At 58.5% G+C, this 23,974-nt stretch carries 27 protein-coding genes; 13 read left to right on the top strand and 14 right to left on the bottom strand.

Going from position 1 to position 23,974, the window contains the following annotated elements; all coding sequences use genetic code 11:
• Window positions 1–10: 10 nt before the first annotated feature.
• Together ACFQUU_RS15050 and ACFQUU_RS15045 are read right to left on the bottom strand one after the other, a co-directional pair.
• Window positions 11–787, bottom strand: a complete 777-nt coding sequence (locus ACFQUU_RS15050) for an ABC transporter ATP-binding protein (protein ID WP_382248478.1) — start codon at window positions 785–787, stop codon at window positions 11–13.
• Window positions 787–1,914, bottom strand: coding sequence for an MlaE family ABC transporter permease (locus tag ACFQUU_RS15045; RefSeq protein ID WP_382248476.1), 1,128 nt, complete (start codon window positions 1,912–1,914; stop codon window positions 787–789). The genes ACFQUU_RS15050 and ACFQUU_RS15045 overlap by 1 nt, the downstream gene beginning before the upstream one ends.
• A gap of 156 nt (window positions 1,915–2,070) precedes the next feature.
• On the opposite strand from ACFQUU_RS15045, the gene ACFQUU_RS15040 reads away from it, so the two are divergent.
• From ACFQUU_RS15040 to ACFQUU_RS15030, 3 genes are read left to right on the top strand one after another with little or no spacing between them, the layout of a single operon-like run.
• Window positions 2,071–2,868, top strand: a complete 798-nt coding sequence (locus ACFQUU_RS15040) for a biotin--[acetyl-CoA-carboxylase] ligase (protein WP_382248474.1) — start codon at window positions 2,071–2,073, stop codon at window positions 2,866–2,868.
• A gap of 2 nt (window positions 2,869–2,870) precedes the next feature.
• The gene (locus ACFQUU_RS15035; RefSeq protein WP_382248472.1) at window positions 2,871–3,644 is read left to right on the top strand and encodes a type III pantothenate kinase; all 774 of its coding nucleotides are present in this window, start codon (window positions 2,871–2,873) and stop codon (window positions 3,642–3,644) included.
• A complete protein-coding gene (locus ACFQUU_RS15030; RefSeq protein ID WP_382248470.1) occupies window positions 3,638–4,456 on the top strand; it encodes an SPOR domain-containing protein in 819 nt (272 codons plus the stop codon). Before ACFQUU_RS15035 ends, ACFQUU_RS15030 begins: the two co-directional genes overlap by 7 nt.
• Window positions 4,457–4,501: 45 nt before the next feature.
• On the opposite strand, the gene ACFQUU_RS15025 is transcribed toward ACFQUU_RS15030, so the two are convergent.
• From ACFQUU_RS15025 to ACFQUU_RS15010, 4 genes are all read right to left on the bottom strand, one after another.
• Window positions 4,502–5,626 carry a branched-chain amino acid ABC transporter substrate-binding protein gene (locus ACFQUU_RS15025; RefSeq protein WP_382248468.1) on the bottom strand — a complete coding sequence of 375 codons (1,125 nt, stop codon included), beginning with the start codon at window positions 5,624–5,626 and terminating at the stop codon, window positions 4,502–4,504.
• Window positions 5,627–5,778: 152 nt separating this feature from the next.
• A complete protein-coding gene (locus tag ACFQUU_RS15020; RefSeq protein WP_382248466.1) occupies window positions 5,779–5,991 on the bottom strand; it encodes a cysteine-rich CWC family protein in 213 nt (70 codons plus the stop codon).
• Window positions 5,988–6,203, bottom strand: a complete 216-nt coding sequence (locus tag ACFQUU_RS15015; protein ID WP_382248464.1) for a zf-HC2 domain-containing protein — start codon at window positions 6,201–6,203, stop codon at window positions 5,988–5,990. Before ACFQUU_RS15015 ends, ACFQUU_RS15020 begins: the two co-directional genes overlap by 4 nt.
• Window positions 6,204–6,241: 38 nt before the next feature.
• Entirely contained in the window at window positions 6,242–6,805 is a 564-nt protein-coding gene (locus ACFQUU_RS15010; protein ID WP_382248462.1) for a sigma-70 family RNA polymerase sigma factor, read from the bottom strand.
• Window positions 6,806–6,934: 129 nt separating this feature from the next.
• Between ACFQUU_RS15010 and argB the strand changes: the two genes are divergently transcribed.
• On the top strand, window positions 6,935–7,846 hold the full coding sequence (gene argB / locus ACFQUU_RS15005) for an acetylglutamate kinase (RefSeq protein ID WP_382248460.1): 912 nt from the start codon (window positions 6,935–6,937) through the stop codon (window positions 7,844–7,846).
• Between the two features lie 75 nt (window positions 7,847–7,921).
• Here the strand turns inward: argB and ACFQUU_RS15000 are convergent, their stop codons facing one another.
• Entirely contained in the window at window positions 7,922–8,893 is a 972-nt protein-coding gene (locus ACFQUU_RS15000) for a TraB/GumN family protein (RefSeq protein WP_382248458.1), read from the bottom strand.
• A gap of 49 nt (window positions 8,894–8,942) precedes the next feature.
• Between ACFQUU_RS15000 and ACFQUU_RS14995 the strand changes: the two genes are divergently transcribed.
• The 4 genes from ACFQUU_RS14995 (at window position 8,943) to ACFQUU_RS14980 (ending at window position 13,298) form a co-directional block, all read left to right on the top strand.
• Entirely contained in the window at window positions 8,943–9,671 is a 729-nt protein-coding gene (locus tag ACFQUU_RS14995; RefSeq protein WP_382248456.1) for a pyrimidine 5'-nucleotidase, read from the top strand.
• A 15-nt stretch (window positions 9,672–9,686) separates the two neighbouring features.
• Window positions 9,687–10,262 (top strand): nucleoid occlusion factor SlmA, encoded by a 576-nt coding sequence (gene slmA / locus ACFQUU_RS14990; RefSeq protein WP_382248454.1) that lies wholly within the window; start codon window positions 9,687–9,689, stop codon window positions 10,260–10,262.
• A 223-nt stretch (window positions 10,263–10,485) separates the two neighbouring features.
• Entirely contained in the window at window positions 10,486–11,376 is an 891-nt protein-coding gene (locus ACFQUU_RS14985; protein ID WP_382248452.1) for a DMT family transporter, read from the top strand.
• Between the two features lie 68 nt (window positions 11,377–11,444).
• Window positions 11,445–13,298 carry a chorismate-binding protein gene (locus ACFQUU_RS14980; protein ID WP_382248450.1) on the top strand — a complete coding sequence of 618 codons (1,854 nt, stop codon included), beginning with the start codon at window positions 11,445–11,447 and terminating at the stop codon, window positions 13,296–13,298.
• Here the strand turns inward: ACFQUU_RS14980 and ACFQUU_RS14975 are convergent.
• The 3 genes from ACFQUU_RS14975 to ACFQUU_RS14965 all read right to left on the bottom strand — a co-directional run bounded on the left by ACFQUU_RS14975 (window position 13,272) and on the right by ACFQUU_RS14965 (window position 16,382).
• Window positions 13,272–14,186, bottom strand: a complete 915-nt coding sequence (locus tag ACFQUU_RS14975; RefSeq protein WP_382248448.1) for a DMT family transporter — start codon at window positions 14,184–14,186, stop codon at window positions 13,272–13,274. The two genes, ACFQUU_RS14980 and ACFQUU_RS14975, sit on opposite strands and share 27 nt — an antisense overlap.
• Window positions 14,187–14,270: 84 nt before the next feature.
• Complete coding sequence (locus ACFQUU_RS14970; protein WP_382248446.1) at window positions 14,271–15,491, bottom strand: YbfB/YjiJ family MFS transporter; 1,221 nt, start codon at window positions 15,489–15,491, stop codon at window positions 14,271–14,273.
• Window positions 15,492–16,382, bottom strand: a complete 891-nt coding sequence (locus ACFQUU_RS14965) for a DMT family transporter (protein ID WP_382248444.1) — start codon at window positions 16,380–16,382, stop codon at window positions 15,492–15,494.
• 231 nt (window positions 16,383–16,613) lie between these two features.
• Between ACFQUU_RS14965 and ACFQUU_RS14960 the strand changes: the two genes are divergently transcribed.
• The gene (locus ACFQUU_RS14960) at window positions 16,614–17,027 is read left to right on the top strand and encodes a hypothetical protein (RefSeq protein ID WP_382248442.1); all 414 of its coding nucleotides are present in this window, start codon (window positions 16,614–16,616) and stop codon (window positions 17,025–17,027) included.
• Between the two features lie 48 nt (window positions 17,028–17,075).
• Here the strand turns inward: ACFQUU_RS14960 and ACFQUU_RS14955 are convergent, their stop codons facing one another.
• From ACFQUU_RS14955 to gpmA, 4 genes are all read right to left on the bottom strand, one after another.
• Window positions 17,076–17,876, bottom strand: a complete 801-nt coding sequence (locus tag ACFQUU_RS14955; protein ID WP_382248440.1) for a HesA/MoeB/ThiF family protein — start codon at window positions 17,874–17,876, stop codon at window positions 17,076–17,078.
• Window positions 17,877–18,259: 383 nt separating this feature from the next.
• Window positions 18,260–19,738 carry a S41 family peptidase gene (locus ACFQUU_RS14950; RefSeq protein ID WP_382248438.1) on the bottom strand — a complete coding sequence of 493 codons (1,479 nt, stop codon included), beginning with the start codon at window positions 19,736–19,738 and terminating at the stop codon, window positions 18,260–18,262.
• Window positions 19,739–19,741: 3 nt separating this feature from the next.
• Window positions 19,742–21,097 (bottom strand): murein hydrolase activator EnvC family protein, encoded by a 1,356-nt coding sequence (locus tag ACFQUU_RS14945; RefSeq protein WP_382248537.1) that lies wholly within the window; start codon window positions 21,095–21,097, stop codon window positions 19,742–19,744.
• Between the two features lie 104 nt (window positions 21,098–21,201).
• Entirely contained in the window at window positions 21,202–21,948 is a 747-nt protein-coding gene (gene gpmA / locus ACFQUU_RS14940) for a 2,3-diphosphoglycerate-dependent phosphoglycerate mutase (RefSeq protein WP_382248436.1), read from the bottom strand.
• Window positions 21,949–22,073: 125 nt separating this feature from the next.
• Here gpmA and ACFQUU_RS14935 point away from each other — a divergent pair, with 125 nt between their 5' ends.
• The 4 genes from ACFQUU_RS14935 to ACFQUU_RS14920 all read left to right on the top strand — a co-directional run bounded on the left by ACFQUU_RS14935 (window position 22,074) and on the right by ACFQUU_RS14920 (window position 23,927).
• Window positions 22,074–22,475 carry a rhodanese-like domain-containing protein gene (locus ACFQUU_RS14935; RefSeq protein WP_382248434.1) on the top strand — a complete coding sequence of 134 codons (402 nt, stop codon included), beginning with the start codon at window positions 22,074–22,076 and terminating at the stop codon, window positions 22,473–22,475.
• A gap of 56 nt (window positions 22,476–22,531) precedes the next feature.
• The gene (gene grxC, locus ACFQUU_RS14930) at window positions 22,532–22,795 is read left to right on the top strand and encodes a glutaredoxin 3 (protein WP_057290862.1); all 264 of its coding nucleotides are present in this window, start codon (window positions 22,532–22,534) and stop codon (window positions 22,793–22,795) included.
• A gap of 94 nt (window positions 22,796–22,889) precedes the next feature.
• Window positions 22,890–23,390, top strand: a complete 501-nt coding sequence (gene secB, locus ACFQUU_RS14925) for a protein-export chaperone SecB (RefSeq protein ID WP_382248431.1) — start codon at window positions 22,890–22,892, stop codon at window positions 23,388–23,390.
• 90 nt (window positions 23,391–23,480) lie between these two features.
• A complete protein-coding gene (locus ACFQUU_RS14920) occupies window positions 23,481–23,927 on the top strand; it encodes an SH3 domain-containing protein (protein WP_382248429.1) in 447 nt (148 codons plus the stop codon).
• Window positions 23,928–23,974: the final 47 nt, after the last annotated feature.

Genomic DNA, 23,974 nt, shown 5'->3' with positions numbered 1-23,974 from the left:
AAGCGCTTTCCTATTCCTTGTCGCGTAATACCTCGAGCGCGCGCTGACCGCGATCGCCGAGGAAAAAATGTTGAATGAAGGGATGCGGCAAGGCGATCACTTCCTGCGGCGGGCCCATCGCAATCACCCGTTTGTCGGCCAGTACCGCAATTTGTGTGGACAACGCAAACAGCGTGTCGAGGTCATGCGTGACCATCACCACCGTGAGCCGCATCTGCTGATGCAGTCCGCGAATCAGCGAGACGAAACTTTCGGACAGATCGGGATCCAGTCCCGCCGTCGGTTCATCAAGAAATAGCAATTCGGGTTCCAACGCAAGCGCACGCGCAAGTGCCACCCGCTTGATCATGCCGCCGGACAGATCGGCCGGCATCTTCAAGGCATCCTTGGGCGTGATGCCGACCATGCTCAGCTTGAGCAACGCGGCATCGCGGATCAGGTCTTCCGGCAATGCGCGCAATTCGCGCATTGGCTGGGCTACATTGTCGAGCGTGTTGAGTGCGGAGAACAATGCGCCATGCTGGAACAGCATGCCCCAGCGATTACGCAGCTGCTGGCGTCGCATGGCGCCACAGTCATTGATATCTTCTCCGAACACGCGCACGGTGCCACTGGTCGGTGTTGAAAGCCCCAGCATCTGTCGCAACAGGGTCGTCTTGCCGGAGCCTGAGCCGCCGACCAGCGACACGATTTCACCTGCATGGATTTCCAGATTCAGATCCTGGTGCACGACGAAGTCGTCGAACTGCGTGCGCAAATGGCTGATCTGTATGACCGGTGCCGTCATCAATAGAACCCCACTCCCTTGAAAAGAATTGCAAATACCGCATCGGCAACAATCACCACGGTGATCGCGGTGACGACCGACAAGGTAGTGCCCTGGCCCAGGCTTTCGGTATTGGGCTTGATGCGCAAGCCGAAATGACAGGCAACGAGCGCAATCAGGCTGCCGAATACAACACCCTTGCCGATGCCTATCCAGTAATTGGCTGGCGGTACCGCGTTCGGCAATTCCTGCAGGAAGTAGTGGGCGGACAAGCCCAGCTCCAGCTGTGCCGCCGCCATGCCGCCAGCGAGCGCCACCGCGTCGGTCCAGACCACCAGCAGCGGCATGCACAGCGCCAGTGCCAGGACGCGCGGCATGATCAGCCTGAAGCCATGCGGCATCCCCATCACCAGCATGGCGTCGAGTTCTTCAGTAACCCGCATGACGCCAAGCTGCGCGGTGATTGCCGAACCGGAACGTCCGGCAACCAGGATGGCGGCGAGCAGTGGCCCGAGCTCCCGGATCACACTCATGCCGAGGATATTGACGAGATAAACGTCACCGCCGAATGAGTGCAATTGCTGTGCCGACAGATAGGACAGCACAACGCCGATCAAAAATCCCACCAGCGCGGTAATTCCCAGCGCCTGATAGCCGATATGGAAAATATTCGAGGAAATTTCTTTCCAGGGACCGCGCAGCGGGTGCGCGATAAACGTCCCGATGTCGAGCACCAGTTGGCCGATCAGCCCGATGAAACTGAGACCGTGGCCAACAATATTACGCACGCCGCGCCGTATGACGGCGACCGAATACCAGTGCTCTCGCGGCGTTGCCGGCAATACCAGGGTGCCAGCCTGCTCGATGCGTGCAAATATTTCTTCATGGATCGGCGCGAGCAACAGCGTATCTGGTCGTTTCCTGCCCCAGGCATTCCAGAACAGTTGTGCGCCAATATGGTCCAGCCCCTCAATGTCCGACAGATCCCAGACCTGCGCCGGATTACGGGCAGCCGAGCGAAGCTTGTTGACCAGTTCACTCATCAGTTGGCGGCGGGCGAGCACATGAATCTGCCATGAGCCAGTCGCAACCACCCTGGACGGTGTTTGCTCAATGACCTGCAGCGAAGGTGCTTGTTGATTTGGCATCGCGTTAGTGTAAAGGAGAAAGCCGAAGCCCACATTGCCGCTCCTCATCCGAAAACGACGATCGGATCATGCCGAGTGCTGCTTGGTGTTACTCACTGTTGCCTGGAAGCAGCAGACATAAGACTTTCCATACCGGCATGCCGTTACAATGCCGATATGACAGCTTCCCTATCATCAGAACAGATCGCCGCTTTGTGCCGGCCTTCCGCCCAATCGGTGCGGATACGCATTGTGGAAGAAACCGGTTCCACCAATGCCGACCTGCTTGCCGGATTGCCAACGCTTGCCGGACCGACCTTGTTGCTGGCCAAACACCAGACTGCGGGACGCGGCCGTGCGGGACGCACATGGCTCTCGGCGCAGGGCAAATCGCTGACCTTTTCCCTCGCCTGGAAATTCAACCTGCCCGTTCATGCATTAATCGGCCTTCCGCTTGCAGTCGGTGTCGCACTGGCTGAAGCCTTGGCGATGTTCAATATCGATGTCAAGCTGAAATGGCCGAACGACCTGCTGTACAACGGGCGCAAGCTCGCCGGCATCCTGATCGAGTCGGCTGGCGCAGGCGGCGTCCCGCATGATGCCAGCTGGGCGGTGATCGGCATCGGCATCAACATGTCGCTCGACCAGAGCATGTCCGAACATATCGGTCGTCCGGTCGCCAGTATTCCCTGGATGGCGGAGCTGGACCAGAACACGCTGATGGCGGGTTTGCTCAGCGGCCTGGCCGACGCGCTGGTGCAGTTCGAGCATGAGGGGCTGGCTGCGTTTACCGGGCGATGGAACAGCCTGCACGCGTATGCCGGGCAGGTCGTGACCATCATTGACAATGGTCAGGTTGTGCATGAAGGTATGGGCGCGGGCGTCGATGGCATCGGGCGCTTCCTGATCGATACGCCGGGCGGACGTGTCGCGGTGATGGCGGGCGATGTGTCGTTGCGCCCAAGAGAGGCCTGAGCATGCTGCTGCTGATCGATGCGGGAAATACACGGGTGAAATGGGCATTGGTGCCAAGCGGCATGCGTGGCGCGGAGTCGCTTGGACGCTGGTCCGCATCCGGAATGGCGGACCATGCGCAAGTGCGGCAACTGGCGGACAACTGGCGTGGACAGAAGATCGTGCGCGTGCTGATTTCAAATGTCGCCGGGCAGTCGATGCGCGACACCCTTGAACAGATATTGCTGGGCGTGCTCGGCATGCAACCGGTGCCACTGGAGTGGTTTGCGTCGAGCGCAGCGCTGGCCGGTATCCATAACCGCTACCGCACGCCGACCCAGCTCGGCTGTGACCGCTTTGCCTCGGCCATCGGCGCGCATGCGCTGTTTCCGGGAGCGCCATTGATTGTTGCTACCTGCGGTACGGCGACCACGGTTGATGCGGTAACGGCGGAGGGTGATTTCCTTGGCGGGATGATTTTGCCCGGACTAGGGCTGATGGCAAGTTCACTGGCTCGCAATACGGCGCAATTGCCGCAAGTTGCCGAAGCGATGGAGATCGCCGGACCGTTTGCTGATCACACCGATGCCGCCATCGTGAGCGGCTGCCTTGCAGCACAGGCCGGCGCCATCGAAAGAGCGGTTGCTGCCCACCGTCGCAGCCATGGCGATGTGCAATGCATCCTGTCGGGCGGCGCGGCGGCCTTGATCGCTCCCCATCTTTCCTTTTCCGCGGCACGGGTTGACAATCTTGTGTTGATCGGTCTGCACCACGTTGTGATGAACGCATCATGCTGAAATTCATTTTCTGGTCCCTGGTTCTTGCCAATGGCGTTTTGCTCGCCTACCAGCAGGGTTACTTCGATACCATGGTGCCAAGCGGCCATGAGCCTGCGCGGCTGAAGAATCAGCTCAATCCTGACAAGGTCAAGCTGCTCCCGCCGCCGGAATCTACGCCGGCGGCGGAACCAAAGCCGGTATCGGAAGCGGCGCCCGAAGCCAGGAAAGTTCAGGCCGTAGCCGCATCTACGCCGACACCAGCAACGACGCCGGCACCCGTGACAGCATCAGCCCTGGCAGCGACCCCCGAACCTGCGCCGAAGAAAGTCGCAGTGCTTGCCTGTGCCGAGATCGGCAACTTCAATGCAGATGAAGCGAAAAAGTTCAGCGCCCGCATTGCATCGCTCGCATTGGGCGGTCGGGTGTCGCAACACCCGGTGCAGGAAGTAGCAACGCATATGGTGTATATCCCGCCACAGGGTGACAGGGAAGCCGCCGAAAAGAAGGCCAGTGAACTGCGCCGCCTCGGCATCAGTGACTTTTACATCATTCAGGACAATTCACCGATGCGGTGGGGTATTTCCCTGGGGGTGTTCCGCATGGAGGAAGCAGCCCGTGCGCATTTGGCGAGCCTTAACCAGAAAGGCGTGCGCTCCGCACGGATTGGTCAGCGCAGCGCTACTTCATCCATGGTGGCCTTTCAATTGCATGAGCTGGATGAAGACACGAAGAACGCCGTGGAGAAAATCAAGGCGGGATTTGTAAAGCAGGAAATCCGCGACTGCACGAAGGCGCAGCCAAATGCTGGCGTGACATCACGGGAAAGCTGAATGTGAGCGATGCGGACAGGCTGAGCTACCCGCATCGCCAGCGAATTACAGCAGGTTACGTTGCTCCACCAATTGGCCGCCGATCGATTGGTAAATCACGACGGTGCCGTCCTTGATATCGCCTTTTTCATCGAATTCGATCGAACCCTGGATCTTGCCGGAGAACGAGCCCTTGGTCAGTGTCGAGAGATATTCCTTGGGTTCGACGGAGCCGGCCTGCTGCATCGCCTGCGCGAGAATATGGACGCCATCATAGGAGAGCGTCGAGTAAGCGCCAGGCGCGCCGAACTTGGCCTTGTACAGGTCCATGAAGGCGATGCCGGACGACAGCCAGGACGGCGGCACGCCGGCAATCGTGCAGTAGTAATTGCTATTGGCATTGCCTTCCGACGCCTTGATGGTCGATCCGTCGCACATCGCATCCGCGACCACGAACTTTGCTGTCGAACCCGACTTGCGCAGGGCTTTCAGCAAAGGCACGCCGGCTGCCTCGTCGCCGCCGAAGAAGACCGCATCAGCACGGGCATCGTTGATCTTCTGTGCCAGGGCCGCATAGTCGGCTGCTTTCGGATCCACGCTCTCACGTGATGCCTTGAGGTTCTTCGCTTTCACAGTGCGGTCGACTTCCTCGGCGATCCCGAGTCCGAAGGTGGTGCGGTCGTCGACAATGTACAGCGACTTGGCCCTGAGCTTTTCGCTGATCAGGCGTCCCAGTGTTGCACCTTGCTGGATATCGTCGGCCGTGATGCGGAAGGCGGTTTTCAGTCCCATCCGCGTGTACTTCGGATTGGTGGAGACGGACAATTGCGGAATGCCGGCAGCCGCATACAACGGCGCTGCCGCAATCGACACGCCCGAATTGAAATGACCGAAGACCGCGACGACGCCGGCATCAATCAGGCGCTGGGCAGCGGCTTTGCCTTCGTCGGGCGAAGCCTTGTCATCCTCGACGACGAGTTCGAAATTTCCACGTTTGCCGCGGATGGAAAAATATTCGGCATTGAGTTCATCAATGGCAACCTGGGCACCATTGGCAATGTCTTTGCCGTACTGTGCGAGTGGCCCGGACATCGGGGCGACTACGCCAATCTTTACGGATACCTGCCGGCTGCAGGCATTCAGGAATAACAGCGCGACGACGAGTACTACAAAGTGTTGCAGTTGCTTCATGTCTCCTCCTGTGATTGCATTAATGCAAACTGATCATAGAAGGCCATGCTACAGATTTAATTGTGTATTACAGGCAATTTTCTGTACAAGATTTTGTGTAAACAGGCAAGCTGTCAACTAATGTTGCGGTGCGTAAATGTGGTTGCGGAGGTCTATTGACCGTCGGTTGCCGATTTCTGCTGCATTGCAACGAGAGCTCGCAGACATTGCGGACAAAAGCAGGATGGGCTGCCTTCATTGGTATTGCTTCCAACATACGCTGTACGCGGCAGTGCCTGGATCTGCGTGCACCAGCACGGGTCCTCGCCATTGACGTCTGTCATGCCGCAGGAAAATTCTGCGCCGCAGCGCTTACAGATACTCATCGCGGAGGCCGCTCCTGATCTTCTTCCCGATCGGCCGGTACTATTTCCTGCATGGCACGACGCAGGAATTGCATCTGGTTCGTGAAGTTGCGGCAAGCGGTGCAGATCAGCAAATGCATATGCATGCGTGCCCGTTCCACCATCGACAAGTCGCGGTCCATGCTTTCGGACGTCAACTGGTGCACTTCCCTGCAAGTAGGTTTGATCGACATAAAAATTCCTTGTGGCTCAGGCCGCGTTCATGGCCGGTTCAGGGCCGTTTACCGAACCAGTTCAGGTCCAGGCATTCGCGTAATTGCACCCGCGCCCGATACAGCATGACCCATGCATTAGACGTGGTGATCTCCAGTTCCTTACAAATTTCTTCCGTATCGAGTTCCAGCCATTCGCGCATCATGAAAATACGGGCAGTCTTGGGTGGAAGCTTTTCCAGGCAGATTTCCATGACGCGGAAAAAGTCTTTCTGTTCCAGTGTGGCATCCGGGCTGCCCCATTGGCGCGGCATCTCGACCGTGTGTCCGTCCGGCCGGAACAGTGCATCGATCACGTCGGCCTCGGACTCGCCATCTGCAGTGTTGAACTGCACTTCGCGCTTTGACGCGCGCAGCACATCGATGATTTTGTGTTTCAGGATGGCGGTTACATAGGTCCGCAAGGAAGACTGGCCGGCGAAGCGGTCGGGCTTTTCCAGCACGGCCACCAATGTCTCTTGCACCACGTCCTCGGCGACCGCCAGGTTGCGCAGCTGCAGAAGTGCAAAACGCACCAGGGTAGGGCGCAGGTTTTCAATATCGCGGTGAAATTCCGGAGTCATAATGAGCCGCTTGTCATTTGGGCAAAAGCGTAACGGATCGCCTTCCTAAATACAAGGAAGCGGCAGGAAACCGCAAGAAACGGCAGCGCTTTCCTGTAAAATCGCGTGAATTGATTTTCAGGACTGACCATGACCGAATTTACCGATCCTGCCGCCGATCTGAGTGCGGTTTCCCCGCAGATCAAGGCGGAAATCCTGGCCGAAGCGCTTCCGTATATCCGCAAGTTCCACGGCAAAACCATCGTCGTCAAATACGGCGGCAACGCGATGACAGAAGAGCGGCTGAAGCATGGTTTCGCGCGCGATGTCATCCTGCTCAAACTGGTGGGCATGAACCCGGTCGTGGTGCATGGCGGCGGTCCGCAGATCGACAATGCACTCAAGAAGATCGGCAAGCAGGGCACCTTCGTGCAAGGCATGCGCATCACCGACGAAGAAACCATGGAAGTGGTGGAATGGGTGCTTGGCGGCGAAGTGCAGCAGGATATTGTCATGCTGATCAATCACTACGGCGGCCAGGCAGTCGGCCTGACCGGCAAGGATGGCGGCCTGATCCGTGCGCGCAAGATGAAGATGCCCGACCGCGAAAAGCCGGGCCAGTTTCTGGATATCGGTTTCGTCGGCGAAATCGACGCGATCAATCCGGCGGTGGTCAAGGCATTGCAGGACGATGCTTTCATTCCCATCATTTCTCCGATTGGCTTCGGTGAAGATGGCCAGGCTTACAACATCAATGCCGACCTCGTCGCCGGCAAGATCGCCGAAATCCTGAAAGCGGAAAAGCTGATCATGATGACCAACATCGCCGGCGTGCAGGACAAGCAGGGCAACCTGCTGACCGACCTCTCCGCGCGCGAGATCGATGAAATGTTCGCCGACGGCACCATCTCGGGCGGCATGCTGCCGAAGATTTCGTCGGCGCTTGACGCCGCCAAGTCAGGTGTGAACACTGTGCACATCATCGACGGCCGCATCGAGCATTCGCTGCTGCTGGAAGTGCTGACCGAACAGGCTTTCGGCACGATGATCCGTTCGCATTGATGCCATTTGCCCAGCTTGTAAATTCAACAGGCTTTTGACATGAGCCGTCAGGTTCCCTCCCCTCCCGGGGGAGGGCTAGTACAGCTTCTCCACCTCATACCCCTTTTCCTTCAGCAGCTTCGGCACACCAGCGTCACCCAACAGGTGCAGCAATCCCACGCCGACAAAACTGCTTTCTCCCTTTTCCAGCAAGGCTTCGATCTTGCGCGCCATTTCCGGATTGCGCCGCTCCAGCAACACACGCTGCATGAATTCTGAAGAGGTGGTTTTTTCACTTGCCGACTCGCGCATGAACTGTTCGACAGCATTACCGTCAGCGCTGGCCCAGGCCTCGATCAATGCCTGCGCCTTACGCAACGCATTGCCATCGGCGAGTTCAATCAGGTTTTCGCGCAGGTATTGCTCCTGCATGGTATCGGTCATGTCGTTATAAAGCGACATCTGGTATTCGGCCGATTCCAGTTCCTGCACATCCTTGGACTCGCCGGCGGTCGATAGCAAGAAGCTTTCGATTCCGTGCTTGCGATCGTAACCGTGGCGTTCGAGGTCAAGCCCGATCAGCATGTTGGCCAGCAGCCAGGGTTTGAAGCGCCGGATGCTGTCGAAGGGAATGCCATGCCGGTCCAGCGCCTGCCGCAGTACGGCGAGCGTGTCAGGCGAAAGATGTCGTTCGATGCCGTCGTCATTGGCATAAGTGCCATGGGCATGCAGCGCGCGCTGGAAAGGCGCGTTGTCGCGAATGTCGATTTCAAGGACAAGCTTGCCGGCGGTATGCAAGGCTGCGGTCACCTCGCGCTCCAGCGGATAGAAAGCCGGCTTGCCGACATGGATAGTGCCGAATAGCCATGTAGTGTTGCCTTTGTGGCGAATCCGGTAAAGTGTGCCGCGCTGCGGTGTGCCCGCATCGGACAATGCCGACACCGAGGTTGGGGCCGGCATGACGACCGCTTGTGTAGATGCCGCGGCTGCTGCATTATTCTCTGCAAAGGCGGGCCGGATCACAAGACCTGCGACGATGCTTAGTAAAAAAACAATCCTGCCCTTCATGATTCTCCCTGCGAGCCTATTTCGACGGGCTTCAAAAATACTCTAACAGATGCGCAAGCCGATTTGGTTGTTCGACCTGGATAACACCCTGCACAACGCGTCCCACGCGATTTTCCCGGCGATTAACGCCAACATGAATGCCTTTATGGCAAAGGTGCTTGGCGATGGCGACACGCTGGCCGACGCCGATACCGTCAACGCTGCGCGCATCGCGTACTGGAAGCGCTATGGCGCGACTCTGCTTGGCATGGTCAAGCATCACAATGTGAAGATGGCTGACTTCTTGCATGAAGCGCATTTGTTTGACGATCTGCCATCGATGATCCGCGCCGAGCGCGGCCTGGGGCGCCTGCTGGCACGCCTGCCAGGGCGAAAGATCCTGCTGACGAATGCGCCGCGCCGCTATTCACGCGAGGTGATGCGACATCTCGGGCTGCATCGTCATTTCGCCAAACATGTGGCGATCGAGGCGATGCACGTGCATCGCCAGCTGCGCCCGAAACCTTCAAAACAGTTGTTGCGCAAACTGGTCGCTAAAGAAAAGACCTCGGCGAGCCGTTGTATATTGGTAGAGGATACGGCGGAGAACCTGCGCGCAGCCAAATCGCTGGGCATGCGCACCGTGTGGATTACGCAATACCTCGCGACCAGCCCCAATCATCAGCAGATTGCGGGCAGCCGTGCTGCACTGCGTCTTACGAAGGTCCCCGCATTCGTCGATGTCAAAGTAAAATCAGTGACACAGCTGCCTGCAACGCTGCACCGATTGCGCCACTAACGACTATTAAACATCATGGCAAATACCAAACCGGGCGAACGCAAGCTACAGATTCTCCAGACACTCGCCGAGATGCTGGAGCATCCAAAAGGGGAAAAGGTCACCACTGCGGCACTCGCCGCAAAACTGGAGGTATCGGAGGCGGCGCTTTACCGGCACTTTGCCAGCAAGGCCCAGATGTTCGAAGGCCTGATCGAGTTTATCGAATCCACGGTCTTCGGCCTGATCAATCAGATCAACGAGCAACAAGAAAACGGTTTGTCGCAAGCCCAGGCGATCGCCGGCATGCTGCTCAATTTCGCCGAGCGCAATCCGGGCATGACGCGCGTCCTGATTGGCGATGCACTGGTCAATGAAGACGAGCGTCTGCAATCGAGGATGAACCAGTTCATCGAGCGTGTAGAGATGGCCTTGCGCCAGTCGTTGCGGCTGGCGGCAACGCAAGGCCAGGCCAGCGAAGCGGAAGCAGTCACGCGCGCCGGCATGATCACCAGCCTGGTGGTCGGCCGCTGGCATCGCTTTGCCAAGAGCAGATTCAAGCAGTCACCGACCGATAACGTTCCAGCCCAACTCGCCATCTTGCTGGGCTGATAAAAATTCGGCGCAGCACGGCAACAAGCGCATCGCTGCTGCGCCGAATTTTCTCTCGTTCGCCCCGGCGTTTCCGCCTTGCTCTTGCCGGTCGTTCGGGCGCAAGCGGAAAAATCCGAATCTCATTACACTCTCAGCCTTCTATACTCGCTGCATTGTAAAGAGCGAGGCAGCGTTCGCACGCAATGTCGCGTGTCGTTGCGCGCTTCCAACCCATCGACCCATGACGCCATCCCAACACAAGTTCCCCACCGTTGCATTCATTGCCCTCTTGCTGGGCGGTATGGCGATTGGCTTCGCCGGCATTTTCATGCGTCTGTCCGACGTCAATCCCGTCGCGTCCGCATTCTGGCGCATGGCATTGGCAGCGCCGCTGTTGTGGGCTTGGGCATTCGCGGTCAGCAAGCAGGACAGGGCGCTGAACAAGCGCACCGACTTTGCGCGTTCGCTGCTGCTGGCTGGTATTTATTTTGCCGCCGACATGGGGATCTGGCACCTGTCGCTGCATTACACCACGGTCGCCAATGCCACATTGTTATCCAATTTTGCACCCATCTTCATCGCCCTGTGGATGTGGATTGCGCATCGCGTGCGCTTTGCCCGCATCTTCATCGTCGGCATGACCATCGCACTGGTGGGCGCCGTGATGCTGGTCGGTCCAAATGCAGCGGGAAACGGGGAGGGCGGTAACAAGTTGCTCGGCGACGGACTCGGTCTGTCGAGCGCGATCTTCTACGCTGCCTATCAACTGGTTGTGAAGGACGCGCGCAGCGAATATTCGACTGCCCGCCTGATGGCCTGGAGCACCACCATCACCGGGCTGGCATTGCTGCCGTTCGCCCTGATGTCGCCAGGCGCCTTCATGCCCGCGCAGCTGGCTGGCTGGTGGCCCTTGCTGGCGTTGGCAGTGGTTGCGCAGATCGGCGGACAAACCGTGATCGCTTATGCATTTGCGCATCTGCCGGCTTCGCTGTCCTCGGTCAGTCTGCTGATCCAGCCGCTGACCGCCGCGGTCGCCGCCTGGCTGATCTTCCAGGAAGCAATCGGTCCCTTGCAAATGGTCGGCGGCGCGTTGCTGTTATGGGGTATTTATCTGTCGAAGAAAGGTAGTTGAGATTGCGACGGGCATCAATACGTGCCATACCACTACGCGCCTTACAATAACCGTTTTGATGCCTGTAATTGACTGAACCTGCCGTGGTGTCCCCTCGTAATGATCCGGCATGCTTTGCGCTGCTTGATGACTGCAATGCCGACGAACGTCATCCGCGTTCCCGCCTTTACACCGACCTGGTACGCACCCTGTCGTGTGACGATGCGGCCACCTTGCCGGAAATATTGGTGCAGATGGAAAGCGCGCTTGGGCAAGGCTTGCACGCTGTAGGTGTCTTTTCCTATGAATTGGGTGCCAGCCTGCAGGGCATTGAATCGCACAAGGATGCGGGTCTGCCTTCACATATTTTTTTGTTCGGGCAGTGCGCTTTACTTTCCAGCGCCGAAGTAAGCGAATGGCTCGAACAGCATGACGATCATGTGGCGCCGACAGGCATCGCCGGCCTGCATGCGAGTGTCGGAGAGCATCGCTTCGCAAAGGATATTGCCGCGATCCACGCCTACATTGAAGCCGGCGATACCTATCAGATCAACTATACCTACCGTCTGCGCTTCGATACCTTCGGTGCACCGATTTCGTTGTATCGGCGATTGCGGGAAAGACAGCCGGTCCCGTATGGCGCACTCATCGCCATGCCCGATGGTAAAACGATCCTGTCGCTGTCGCCCGAACTCTTTGTCCGTCATGATAAGGGCACACTGACCGCGCGTCCCATGAAGGGCACCGCCGCGGCAAGCGGTGACGACGCGATCGACGACCAGCGTTCCACCGCCCTGGCCAGAGACCCTAAAAACCGCGCCGAAAACCTGATGATCGTCGACCTGCTACGCAATGACCTCGGGCGCATTGCAGAATTCGGCAGCGTACATGTGCCGAAGCTGTTCAGCGTCGATCGTTACAGCAGCGTGCTGCAGATGACCTCGACGGTGCAGGCGAACCTGCGCGATGATGTGAGGCTGCCAGAGATATTCAAGGCACTCTATCCTTGCGGGTCCATCACCGGCGCCCCCAAGCGTCGCACCATGCAAATCATTCGCGAACTGGAGGACGATGCGCGCGGATATTACACCGGTGCTATTGGCTGGTTCGATGCCCCTGCGGGCGATCAGCGCGTCGGTGATTTCTGCCTGTCGGTACCGATACGCACACTGGTGCTTGGTCCTGAAACAGCGGCCGGCATACGCAACGGTGAGATGGGCGTCGGCGCCGGTATCGTGCATGACAGCCGTGCAGAAGAAGAGTTTGCCGAATGCCACCTGAAAGCCGGTTTTCTGACAGGGCTTGGCAACGAATTCGAGGTGTTCGAGACCATGCGCGCGACGCATGCGGATGGCTGCCGCCATCTTGCGCTGCACCTGCAACGCTTGCGAAAGTCCGCTGACTATTTTGGTTTTATCTTCGATGAAGATGCGATCCGGTCCGCCGTACTGCAGGCGTGCAGCACCTTGGTGCCGGCCAAGGTTTGCCGCATGCGGCTTGCGCTCGGTCGCAGCGGACGGTGTAGCGTACAGAGTGCCGTGCTCGCCAGTTTGCCGTCACGTGTGCGTGTGTTGCTGTCGCCGGAACCCACCTGCTCACAGGACCTGTTCCTGCGTCACAAGACGACAGTGCGCGCACGTTATGACGCTGCGTGGCAGCATGCCGAAACCAAGGGTGCGTTCGACATGCTATTCTTCAATGAGAAAGGCGAACTGACCGAAGGCGGGCGCAGCAATGTGTTTGTGCGCATGGATGGCCGCTGGCTTACTCCGCCTTTGCAATCCGGTCTGCTACCCGGTGTCATGCGCAGCGTGTTGCTGTCCGACCCAACATGGAATGCAGCGGAGCGCATCATCACGATCGACCAATTGCATGGCGCGGAAGAAGTCGTCGTCTGCAACGCATTGCGCGGCGTCTTAACGGTGGACGTGGTCCGGGACTGACGTGGCGGCAGGAGGGGGCTGAAACACGACCAGCCAGGTCGCTACGACTACCATCGCACAACCGATCAACATGTTGACGGTGATCGCTTCGTGCAGGAAAAGCGCACCCCATAGCAAGGCGAATAGCGGAATCAGGAAGGTCACGGTCAAAGCCTTGGTCGGACCGAGATCGGCGATCAGTCGAAAGTAAATCAGGTAGGCCACCGCACTGCACAGCAGCGCAAGCATGGCTGCGATCAGCAGGATGAAAGGCGTGACTTCGGCTTTAACGGGGGACAGTGGCAGGAAGGGCAACAGCACCAGCGCGGCGCCGACTTGCGACCCGGTCGCCATCAATGGCGGCGCAATGTCGCTCGATGTCTTCTTGGAGTAAGCGCCGGCCAGACCATAGCATAACGCTGCACCGACGCAGGCCAGTGCAGCCATCAGCACTTGCGGTGTAAACGCCACCGGACCGAGTCGCACCAGAAAGGCCACGCCGCTTACCCCGATCAGCAAGCCGACCAGTTTCCGTGCCGAGAGCCGTTCACCCAGGATCGCGGCACCGACCAGTGCACCCCACAGCGGGCTGGTGGCATTCAGGATCGCAGAGTAACCGGCCGGTAGCGTCAGCGCGGCATAGGAAAACAAAGCAAACGGCAATGCAGAATTGAGCGTGCCGATCAACACATACTGTTTCCAGTTGGACTTGAAATCCATGGCGCGCTTGCTGATCGCCATGAACAAGAGCATCGCACATCCTGCCAGTGCGACACGGACTTCCGCTGTCCACAATGCACCGAGGACCGGCGCAACAATACGCAGGAACAGGAAGGATGCGCCCCAGATGGCGGCAAGGATCAGCAGGCGAAAAATATCGGCGCTACGCATGACGACTCCCGGATTCATTAAGTGTCCAGCATAGGACAAGGCCGGACGACAGGCTGGCCGAAATCGGACATCGTAGTCGGGCAGATTTTATGAACTTCCGCCTCAGGCCTGGCCTGCAAGTTCGGTAGAATCGGCAGGCAAGGCGCGCTGGCGCGACGCCAGCACCGCGCCGAGCAGCAAGGCCGCTGCGGAGAATACCAGGCCGCGCTGCAAGCCGCCTGCCGCATCGGAAATCCAGCCGACAATCGTGGGTCCGACGATCTGGCCGAAAGCGAATACCGTTGTAAAGCCGCTGATGCCGGCCGACCATGCATGCGGCGCGAGATTGTGTCGCACCAGCGCCGTCGTTGATGCGACGACGGACAGGAACACCGCGCCGAACAGAAGGCCGGATGCGAACACCGCCACCGGTGCCGAAGAAAGGACTGGCAGCAGAGTTGCAAGCGCCAGCAAGGCATTCAGAATGGCCAGTGACTGCCCGCCCTTGAAACGATCCAGCATGCCTGCCCAGATGCGCGAGGAAGCCAGCACCGCAATGCCCAGTGCGGCATAAAAGACTGTAATGACCGATTGCTGCATGCCCTGTTCCTTGAGCAAGGCAATCACGAACGTCATGTAGCCGATATAGCCGACGCCAAACATGAAATAGCCAGCCAGCCCGAATCCGAAGGCCCGCACCTTGAAATGTCCGCGACCGCCGGGCGTTGCCGTCGTCCCGTCAATGCTGTACGCCGGTCCGGTCATCGCAAGCGTCATCAGCAGGCAGAGGCCACCGAGCGCAAACCACGCCCATTGCCATGCGTGTGCCGCGCCATGCGCGCTTGCCGCATCGATGCTGGCAGGAACCAGCAATGCCGCACTCGCGATACCGAAGCCGGTGCCGCCGTAATACAGTCCAATCAGAAATCCGGCGCGCTCCGCATGCATTGCGCCCAGGCGTGCGGCCAGTACGCCGCCAGAAATGAAAATGAACGCGCTGGCGATTCCGGCGAGCACACGCTGCGTCAGCAGCATCGTCGCTTCCGTCACCACGCCGGACAGCAGCATGAATAGCGCGGTCAGGACAGCACCGGCCATCAGCGCACGCTGTGCACCGAAGCGCCGCATCAATGCAGGGGTAATTAGCGCACCGACAAAATAACCGAAGGCATTCGCCGTATTCATGGACCCGGCAAGCAGGTAAGACCAGGACAGATCATCCCGCATCGGTGGCAACAGCAGCGCATACGAAAAGCGCGACAGGCCAAGCGAAATCGCAGCGCCCAGCGAGATGCCGAGCGCGGTCAGCAAAGGGCGGCGATACGCGAGGCTGGTGTGCTCCATCTAGGCTTCCTGTGTATGAACAGGGGAGCGCGATGAAGTCAGTACCAGTCCCATTGCCACCAGCACAATGACGCCACCGACAAGGGTCGACATGCCAACCGACTCATGCAGGAAAATAAAGGCCCACAGCATGCTGAACAAGGGAATCAGGAAGGACACGGACATTGCACGCGTTGGTCCGACCTTCACGATGAGCGGAATGAAAAGCGCCTGGGCCAGTCCGGAGGAGAGCAGCGACATCGCTGCGATGCAGGCGAGCGCCGTGACCGATGGCATCGCGGGCGGCAAGGTGAAAGGCAGTGCGGGCACCATCATCAGGCCGCCCAATGCGAGTGAGCCAGTCGCCATGGCAATTGGATGAATGCCGCCGGGGCGACCGGTCTTTTGCACGATGATGCTCGATAGCGCATAGGAAGCGGCGGAAACGAGACAGGCCGCAATGGCCAGCAAGGTCGACGGCGTCATCGCTACCGTGCCCACCCCAACCAGAATGCCGACGCCAACGACACCGAGTACCAGGCCCGTCAGCTTGCGTATCGTCAGTCGTTCCGATAGCCAGATCACCGAAAATATCGCGCCAAACAATGGCGCCGTGGCGTTCAGCACCGCCGAGTGGGCGGCAGGAATGTACAGCGCCGCGAATGAAAAGCAAGTGAACGGAATCACGCCGGCAAACAAACCAACGATTGCAAACGGTTTGGCATTGCTGCGCCAGTTCATCTGCACACCGGTCATCAGCGCAAATGCCATCAATGCCAGTCCGGCCAGTCCCGTGCGCAATGCTGCCGTCAGTAGCGGGCCGGTTTCCGGAACAGCGATGCGCAGGAAGATGAATGAACCGCCCCAGATTGCAGAAAGGAATACCAGTTTGGCAAGGTCGGCTGAAGACATGGGGATGGGTGAGATGCGCAGGGGAAATAGAACGGTCGGTCGATTGTAGCACCCGCATTCACTTGCTGCCGTGGCTGTTGGAATCGTACGACACGCCACCTCACGCACCTCAGACGCATCACGTATCGCATTGAGACCGGACAAGCACTTTGTCCAATCCTGTATGGCAATTGATAGAAGCCAAAGAGGCAACATCCGAAAAGCAAAATAATCACGTCAAGGGAGAAACACATGTTGAAGCGAAATTCTTGGCGGCTTGCGGACGTGCTGTCGATGGCAATGCTTGCGGTTCCACTCGTTGGCTGTGCGGACGTCGTGGGCGATCCGCGCCATGCGCGGCAACTGCGGTCGGTGCCGAATCCGAATCCGGTATCACAACGCGCTGCCGATGGCGACAAGGAGGTGGAGGTCACGAACGATGCCACCGCTGCGGGTCAACAGCTCATTCAGGCTGAGCTCCGGCATTTCCATGTTTACCAAAACTATCGTGCCGTGACCAATGCGATGGATGAGCCCGCCATGTGCAAGCCAGATAGTGTGAAGGATGCTGGCCGCGTGCGGCACGCCGTCATGACTTTTCCAGAGCGGCGTATGGACCCTGCACTCAGCGAGTGTCCGCTACCGGCAATGACGGTGGCCGACTGAGCACGATCTTTCAACGACTGTTTGACGTATCAGTTTTCGAATCAGTTTTTACGAATGGTGATGCGCTGTGCGAGCGGTGTGCGTCACTTCCGCCGCATGCGCTGACTTTCCGCACACCGGACAGGATGGATTGCGAGTAATGCGTATGCTGGTCCACTCCATGCTGCGCGCATCGAGCAGCAGCAAGCGTCCCGCCAGCGATTCCCCGATTCCCGCGACGAGCTTCAGTGCTTCGGCCGCCTGCATGGTGCCGATGATGCCGACCAGCGGCGCGAATACACCCATGGTCGAACACAAGACCTCTTCATATTGCTGCTCCGGCGGGAACAGGCAGGCATAACAAGGCGTGTCGCCATGGCGTGAATCGAATACCGAAATCTGGCCATCGAAGCGTATCGCGGCGCCAGACACCAGGGGCACCTTATGCTGTACGCAGGCGCGATTGACAGCGTGGCGTGTCGTGAAGTTATCGCAACAGTCGAGCACCACGCTGGCGTGCGACACCAGTTCCGCGAGACGCTCTTCATCGGCGCGTTCGGAAAGGGGAACTACCTTCACCTCGGGATTGATCTGCGCCAGCGCCTGCCGGCCTGATTCGACCTTGGGCAGGCCTACACGCGCTGTCGTGTGCAGGATCTGCCGCTGCAGGTTGGTCAGATCGACGGTGTCGTTGTCGACCAGCGTGATGCTGCCCATGCCGGCCGAGGCGAGGTAGAGGGCAGCAGGAGAACCGAGGCCACCCGCACCGATGATCAGCGCATGGCCCGCCAACAGGTTTTCCTGGCCTTCTATGCCGATTTCATCGAGGAGGATATGGCGCGAATAGCGCAGGAGCTGGTTGTCGTTCATGGAGGCGATATGTCGTTTTGTTGGATTTGTAATGTTGTTCTGGCGCTGGTCGGTGTTAGTGGTGTTGGTTGATGTTAACGCACCGTCAGGTCCCCTCCCCTTGCAGGGGGAGGGCTAGGGTGGGGGTAGTACGCTCGAGTTATTAACTGCGTTGGCTCGACCAGCTTACCCCCATCCCAACCTTCCTCCTAAAAGGGGGAAGGAGCCGGCAGGCGTCGTGCTTCGGGCATCGCACATCAGCTTGGCTTACAGCTTAGCATTATCGACAACTTCCGATGCAAGCCACCTTGCCATGCGCAGTATCGCCTATCCACATCACGCAAACAAAAACAAAGGGCCGCATCGCTGCGGCCCTTTGTCCATCAACTTACTTTGCCAACGGCTTACTTCTTGTCACCGTTGCCATTGCCATTGCCGTTACCAGGTTTCTTCTCATCGTTAATGGTGTTTTCTTTCTTGCTTTCGACCTTCGGTGCCTTCGACAGCTGAACCGGCAGGCCTTTCAGGTGATTCAGCGCCTGTGCCAGCTGGAAGTCGTCCTTGCCGCCAAATTCCGTCGGCTTGCGCTTCTTTTCGAGCGCGGCCAGGCGTTGCTCTTCTTCAAGTTCATCGACCTTGCGGGCGGCTTCATCCTTGTCCTTGTCGTTCAGCAAGTGCTTGGTGAGGTCCGCCTCGCGCAGACGCAGGCCGTTGAGGCCGTCGCCTTCCGCGGTTTCATCCACCAGCAGGTCAGGTACGATACCCTTGGCCTGGATCGAGCGGCCGTTCGGCGTGTAATAGCGTGCGGTGGTCAGCTTGATCGCGGTATCCGCGGACAGCTGGCGAATGGTCTGCACCGAGCCCTTGCCGAAGGTTTGCGTGCCCATGATGGTGGCGCGCTTGTAGTCTTGCAGCGCACCGGCGACGATCTCCGACGCCGACGCGGAACCGGTGTTTACCAGCACCACCATCGGCACCTTCTTGATCGCCTCGGGCAGCTTGGCCAGCGGATCGCTGGTCGAGATGCGCGACGAGGTATAGGCGTCGCGACGTGCGTAATAGGTCTGCTTGGAATCCGGCAGCTGGCCGTTGGTCGAGACCACCGGCACATCCTTTGGCAGGAAGGCCGCCGATACGCCGATCGCGCCCGGCAGCACGCCGCCCGGATCGTTGCGCAAGTCCAGCACCAGGCCTTTCAGATTGGGTTCCTGTGCATAGATTGCGGAAATCTTCTTGGCCATGTCATCGACAGTTGGCTCCTGGAACTGCGAGACGCGCAGCCAGGCGTAGCCCGGTTCGATCACCTTGGATTTCACGCTCTGCACGCGGATTTCCTGGCGCACGATGCTGATGATGAGCGGCTTGTCCTCGTCCTTGCGGGCAATGGTCAGCGTGATCTTGGTATTGGGTTCGCCGCGCATGCGCTTGACCGCTTCATCGAGCGTCAGGCCTTTGACCGGGGTCGAATCGAGACGGGTGATCAGGTCGCCGGCTTTCAGGCCCGCCTTGAATGCGGGGGAGTCTTCGATCGGGGAAATGACCTTGACGTAGCCGTCTTCCATGCCGACCTCGATGCCGAGACCGACGAACTTGCCCTGGGTGCCTTCGCGCAATTCCTTGAAGGCTTTCTTGTCCAGGTACGCCGAGTGCGGATCCAGTGACGCCACCATGCCCGAGATCGCCTCGGTCAGCAGTTTCTTGTCTTCGACGGGTTCGACGTAATCAGTCTTGATCAGACCGAATACCTCGGATAACTGGCGTAATTCCTCCAGCGGCAGGGGCGAGCTGCTTTTCTGCGCGCTGGCCTCGAATTGCATCGAGCCGGCGATGCCTGCCACTACGCCTAAACCAATAAGGCCGAAGTTCTTCAGTTTGCTGCTCATGTGTCACCTAAAAGTAATCCACCCGGATGGGTCGATGGCACGGCCTTGATGCCGCATTTCAAAGTATAAACCCGATTGTTCGTTGCCGCCGCTATTGCCCGCGCTGGCGATGGTGTCCCCGGTTTTGACCATGTCGCCGGCCCTTTTCAGGATGGCCTGGTTATTTCCGTAGACTGTCATGTATTGGCCGCCATGGTCAATGATGATCAGATTGCCGAATCCGCGCAACCAATCGGCGAACACGACTTGTCCGCCGGCGACTGCCCTGACTTCGGCGCCTTCGATGGCGCGGATGAACAAACCTTTCCAGCTTGGTCCGTCACTGCGGCTGCCACCGAATCTTGCAATAAGGTCTCCTTTTACCGGCAGACGCAATTGCCCGCGCAGGCTGCTGAAAGCACGCCCGGCGCCAACGGCTTGGACGGCGGGTTCCGGCACGAGTTCATTTCGCGCCACCAATTTCGACGGCGGTTCATCGTTGTCAATTGCATCAGGATTGGATTTCGGCGTCTTGCCGGAAATCACTTTCGCTTTGCTTTCAGCTTCCTTTTTTGCCTTTGCCCGGGCTAGCTGCTCCTGCCGCTCATTTTGCTCCCGTTGCTCGCGCCGGCGCTTTTCCAGCGCGGCAGCATCCGCCTTTCGTTGTTCCTCGATCAACTTTGCCAATTTGTCCACCAGACCACCAAGCCGCTGCTCGTCACGCTCGATGTTGCCGGCTTCCTTGCGCTGGCCGGCAAGCTTGCCGGAAAGTTGCGCCAGCAGCGCGCCACGGCGGGCCTTTTCCTTTTCCAGCTGGGCTTTCTGTTCGCGCTGCTCCCTGGCGATGTCATCCAGTTCGTCCTTGGCTTCCTGCGTAGCGATCTTGTTGCTCTCGATCGCTGCCATGTTGGCCCGCAGGGAGTCGATCAGTTTGGCTTGCGCTTGCGATACATAGCCCATGTACTGCAATTCGCGGTTGATCCGGTTGGGATTGTCGCCGGACAGCAGCAGCTTGATACGGTCTTCCTTGCCCGCAACATACTGGTCGCGCAGGAGTAATGACAGGCGTTTCTGCTGGGCGTCGATGGTTTTGGCGAGGCGCTCCTGCTCATGGTTCAGCTGGGTCAGTCTGGTCTGGGTCGCGCGCTGGTCGCTGGCCAGCTCGCGCAGCGCGCGGTTAGCGTCCGAAATGGCGGTTTCCGCCTGCGCCAATGCATCGGCGGCATGGCTTTTGGCTGCTTCGGTCTGGGTAATGTCGCGTTTCAGTGCGTTCAGCTTCTGCTGAAGCTCGGCGCGTTCGGCTTCGGCAGCCTGCTTTTGTTTCGCGCGCTCGCTGAGCTTTTGGGCATGTGCCGACGCCGACGCCAGCATGACCGCCATGCCAAGAACAGGGAGGATGCTCCGCAGGGACTTACGATGCTGCTTGAACAAGGAGATTCCTATCTGATGCTGGATGGACGGTACGATGCGGCGGTAATTTACGTTTACTTGGACTTGCCCTGGCTGGCGACAGCCTTCATCGCGGCTTCGATTGCAGCCTGGTCGCCCAGATAATAGCTCTTGATCGGCTTGAGATCGGCGTCCAGTTCATAGACCAGCGGCTGGCCATTGGGAATGTTGAGGCCGACGATGTCAGCGTCGCTGATGCCGTCCAGGCTCTTGATCAGTGCGCGCAGGCTATTGCCGTGGGCCGAAATGATGATGTTCTTGCCGGCGCGAATTGCCGGTGCGATCGACTCGTCCCATGCCGGCATGACACGGGCAACGGTGTCCTTCAGGCATTCGGTCAGCGGGATCTGTCCCTTGGAGAGGCCGGCGTAGCGCGGATCGTTGTACGAGGTGCGGGGATCGTTAGGTTCCAGCGGATTGGGCGGCGTGTCATAGCTGCGGCGCCATACCAGTACCTGCTCGTCACCGTATTTGGCGGCGGTTTCCGCCTTGTTCAGGCCTTGCAGCGCGCCATAATGGCGCTCGTTCAGGCGCCAGTCGTGCTTGACCGGCAACCACATCAAGTCCATTTCATCCAGGGTCAGCCACAGCGTGCGGATGGCGCGCTTGAGCACCGAAGTGTAAGCAAGATCAAAAGTAAAACCGGCTTCGCGCAAGATGCGACCCGCTTCACGGGCTTCATTGATGCCTTTTTCTGTCAGGTCGACGTCGGTCCAGCCGGTGAAACGGTTTTCCAGGTTCCAGGTAGATTCGCCATGGCGCATCAAAACGATTTTGTACATATTGATTAAAGGAAAGAAGTGAAGGAATGGATGAATTCGGTGGACCGAAGCGAATTGAAATACTAGATCGGCTTCTATTTTATAATGTTGGGATTGCTTAAAACCATTGAAACCACAGGAGTAGCGTGAAATTTCTGATTGATAACATCTGGCTGATCGGCATTGCCCTTATTTCCGGCGGTGCATTATTATGGCCAAATCTGCAACGTCGCGGCAGCAAAGTGACGACCTTGCAAGCGATTCAGTTGATCAACCAGGGTAAAGCCGTGATCATCGACGTCCGTGAACCATCGGCATTTGCCGCAGGCCATTTGCGCGACGCCAAGAACATCCCGTTGAAGGAACTGTCGAACCGGATAGGCGAACTCGACAAAGCCAAGAACAAAACAGTGATCGCAGTCTGCCAGACCGGCGTGCAGTCATCCAAGGCCGCCGCGCAGCTCAAGAAAGCCGGTTTCAACGAGGCGGTGAGCCTTGATGGCGGCATCACTGGCTGGCAGGCACAGGGCTTGCCGATTGTAAAATAACCCCAACATAATCAACATTAGCGCGACCGCCTGTCGCGACGTAACGGAGTAACAATATGACCGCACGCGTCTTAATGTACAGCACTGGAGTTTGCCCGTATTGCGTGATGGCAGAACGCCTGCTGAAAGCCAAAGGTGTCGATAACATCGAGAAAATCCGGGTTGACCTGCAACCAGAACAACGTGCCGAGATGATGCAGAAAACCGGTCGCCGCACGGTGCCGCAGATCTACATCGGAGATACCCACGTCGGTGGTTTCGACGATCTCAGTGCGCTCGATCATGCAGGTAAGCTGGACCAGTTGCTTGCCGCTGCCTGATACGGCATTATCCGCAGCATCCGAGTAAAAAGGACGGCAGTCATGCCGTCCTTTTTCCTTCCTATCCTCAACGAAAGCTCAAAGAAAGCAGCTCATGTCCGACCAAAACCAACAGCCCATCTTCCAGATCCAGCGCATCTACCTGAAGGACCTGTCGCTGGAACAGCCGAATTCGCCGGCAATCTTCCTGGAGCAGGAATCCCCGAATATTGAAGTTGCGGTCGACGTTGGCGCTGAAGCGCTGGCCGAAACGATCTACGAGTCGACCGTCACCATCACCGTGACAGCCAAGATCAAGGACAGGGTTGCTTTCCTCGTCGAGGGCAAGCAGGCCGGTATCTTTGAAGCCGCCAACATTCCGGCGGAGCAACTCGATCCGCTGCTCGGCATCGGCTGCCCGAACATTATTTATCCGTATCTTCGTGCCAATATCGCTGATATGGTGACCCGTGCAGGCTTCCCGCCGGTGCACTTGGCCGAAATCAATTTCGAAGCCTTTTACCAGCAGCGCCTGCAGGCGCTTGCGGAACAGCAGCAACAGGAAGCTGGCGGCGCCGGCCTGGTGATGCCCGACGGTACAGCAGCCAAGCACTAAAAGTATCCATAGCATCCAAGCACCGGTCAGGCCTGTGCGGCGCAAGCCGCCGCACAGGCCATGGCCTGCGTATAAAACAGGGAGTGAATCATGAAATCCGCGCGACTATTCCTGTTGTCCGCTGCGCTGATGTGCGCAACCGCCGTCGCCCATGCCATCGAATACAAGTCCATTGGTCCGGCCCCCGCCGTGCTGTATGACGCACCTTCGCTGAAGGGACGCAAGGTCTTCATCGCACCGCGCGGCATGCCGGTCGAAGTGGTTTTGACCTATGGCGAATGGGTCAAGGTGCGCGACGCGGCAGGAGACCTGAACTGGGTTGAATCCAAAATGCTCGTCGCGCGTCGCAATGTCGTGGTCCGTGCGGCTGGAGCGCGCGTACGCGAAGCCGCTGCCGATAATGCCGCAGTCAGCTTCAGCGCCGATAAAGGGGTATTGCTTGAACTGGTCGAAGTTGCGCCGGCCGGGTGGCTGAAGGTCCGGCACCGCGATGGGCCGAGCGGTTTTGTGAAAGCTAGCGAAGTATGGGGAGAGTGACGTCCGCTTGCGGCGTATTGTCAATCGGAGTGTCAATCGCGTCGTCA

This window comes from Herbaspirillum sp. GCM10030257 (genome assembly GCF_042666555.1).
Taxonomy (GTDB): Bacteria; Pseudomonadota; Gammaproteobacteria; order Burkholderiales; family Burkholderiaceae_D; genus Noviherbaspirillum.
This window is presented reverse-complemented; position numbering and strand designations above follow the sequence as displayed.

Coding starts and splice junctions, on each gene's coding strand:
- ACFQUU_RS15050 (WP_382248478.1), bottom strand. CDS start 787: ATGACGGCACCGGTCATACAGATCAGCCATTTGCGCACGCAGTTCGAC.
- ACFQUU_RS15045 (WP_382248476.1), bottom strand. CDS start 1,914: ATGCCAAATCAACAAGCACCTTCGCTGCAGGTCATTGAGCAAACACCG.
- ACFQUU_RS15040 (WP_382248474.1), top strand. CDS start 2,071: ATGACAGCTTCCCTATCATCAGAACAGATCGCCGCTTTGTGCCGGCCT.
- ACFQUU_RS15035 (WP_382248472.1), top strand. CDS start 2,871: ATGCTGCTGCTGATCGATGCGGGAAATACACGGGTGAAATGGGCATTG.
- ACFQUU_RS15030 (WP_382248470.1), top strand. CDS start 3,638: ATGCTGAAATTCATTTTCTGGTCCCTGGTTCTTGCCAATGGCGTTTTG.
- ACFQUU_RS15025 (WP_382248468.1), bottom strand. CDS start 5,626: ATGAAGCAACTGCAACACTTTGTAGTACTCGTCGTCGCGCTGTTATTC.
- ACFQUU_RS15020 (WP_382248466.1), bottom strand. CDS start 5,991: ATGAGTATCTGTAAGCGCTGCGGCGCAGAATTTTCCTGCGGCATGACA.
- ACFQUU_RS15015 (WP_382248464.1), bottom strand. CDS start 6,203: ATGTCGATCAAACCTACTTGCAGGGAAGTGCACCAGTTGACGTCCGAA.
- ACFQUU_RS15010 (WP_382248462.1), bottom strand. CDS start 6,805: ATGACTCCGGAATTTCACCGCGATATTGAAAACCTGCGCCCTACCCTG.
- argB (WP_382248460.1), top strand. CDS start 6,935: ATGACCGAATTTACCGATCCTGCCGCCGATCTGAGTGCGGTTTCCCCG.
- ACFQUU_RS15000 (WP_382248458.1), bottom strand. CDS start 8,893: ATGAAGGGCAGGATTGTTTTTTTACTAAGCATCGTCGCAGGTCTTGTG.
- ACFQUU_RS14995 (WP_382248456.1), top strand. CDS start 8,943: ATGCGCAAGCCGATTTGGTTGTTCGACCTGGATAACACCCTGCACAAC.
- slmA (WP_382248454.1), top strand. CDS start 9,687: ATGGCAAATACCAAACCGGGCGAACGCAAGCTACAGATTCTCCAGACA.
- ACFQUU_RS14985 (WP_382248452.1), top strand. CDS start 10,486: ATGACGCCATCCCAACACAAGTTCCCCACCGTTGCATTCATTGCCCTC.
- ACFQUU_RS14975 (WP_382248448.1), bottom strand. CDS start 14,186: ATGAATCCGGGAGTCGTCATGCGTAGCGCCGATATTTTTCGCCTGCTG.
- ACFQUU_RS14970 (WP_382248446.1), bottom strand. CDS start 15,491: ATGGAGCACACCAGCCTCGCGTATCGCCGCCCTTTGCTGACCGCGCTC.
- ACFQUU_RS14965 (WP_382248444.1), bottom strand. CDS start 16,382: ATGTCTTCAGCCGACCTTGCCAAACTGGTATTCCTTTCTGCAATCTGG.
- ACFQUU_RS14960 (WP_382248442.1), top strand. CDS start 16,614: ATGTTGAAGCGAAATTCTTGGCGGCTTGCGGACGTGCTGTCGATGGCA.
- ACFQUU_RS14955 (WP_382248440.1), bottom strand. CDS start 17,876: ATGAACGACAACCAGCTCCTGCGCTATTCGCGCCATATCCTCCTCGAT.
- ACFQUU_RS14950 (WP_382248438.1), bottom strand. CDS start 19,738: ATGAGCAGCAAACTGAAGAACTTCGGCCTTATTGGTTTAGGCGTAGTG.
- ACFQUU_RS14945 (WP_382248537.1), bottom strand. CDS start 21,097: ATGGCGGTCATGCTGGCGTCGGCGTCGGCACATGCCCAAAAGCTCAGC.
- gpmA (WP_382248436.1), bottom strand. CDS start 21,948: ATGTACAAAATCGTTTTGATGCGCCATGGCGAATCTACCTGGAACCTG.
- grxC (WP_057290862.1), top strand. CDS start 22,532: ATGACCGCACGCGTCTTAATGTACAGCACTGGAGTTTGCCCGTATTGC.
- secB (WP_382248431.1), top strand. CDS start 22,890: ATGTCCGACCAAAACCAACAGCCCATCTTCCAGATCCAGCGCATCTAC.
- ACFQUU_RS14920 (WP_382248429.1), top strand. CDS start 23,481: ATGAAATCCGCGCGACTATTCCTGTTGTCCGCTGCGCTGATGTGCGCA.